This window comes from Pseudomonas agronomica (assembly GCF_025917275.1).
Classification (GTDB): Bacteria; Pseudomonadota; Gammaproteobacteria; order Pseudomonadales; family Pseudomonadaceae; genus Aquipseudomonas; species Aquipseudomonas agronomica.
On the sequence record NZ_JAOSHO010001051.1, the window covers coordinates 1 to 447 of the forward strand.

A 447-nucleotide genomic window follows, 5' to 3' on the forward strand; every position below is an offset into this window, starting at 1 on the left:
CAGGCCCTGGCCGCGATGTTCCGGGTCGATGAACAGCATTTCAATCTTGCCAGCCGCCACCCCCGCAAAACCGGTGATGCGTTGACGACTGTCGCGGGTGCAGATGAGCATCACCGCGTCCAGGTAGCGGGTGAGCACGAGGTTTTTCAGCAGCTCGATGTAACTGTCTGGCAAGAAGTCATGGGTGGCCCGTACCGAGGCTTCCCAGACCCGGGTCAATTCCTGGTAGTCGCTCGGTTTCGGTGTGTGGATGACCGAATGCTGGCGCATGTCCGCCTGTTCCTTGTGGTGGAGGTTTCCTGTCTGCATACGATAGCCGTAAAAAAGCCCTGCATCTCGTTACAAGAGCGGGGCTTGAGGATTTTTTGGGGGCTGATAGGGTGAGTGGCTGAAAAACAACCCATGGCGACCTTGTTCCTGCTGGGGTGCACTGTAGGAGCTGCCGAG

Annotated in this window: 1 pseudogene; it reads right to left on the reverse strand. The window is 57.9% G+C overall.

The annotated features are described in order from the left end of the window. A pseudogene (locus tag OC610_RS28845) lies at positions 1–270 on the reverse strand (GNAT family N-acetyltransferase); the annotation flags it as partial. Positions 271–447 lie beyond the last annotated feature (177 nt).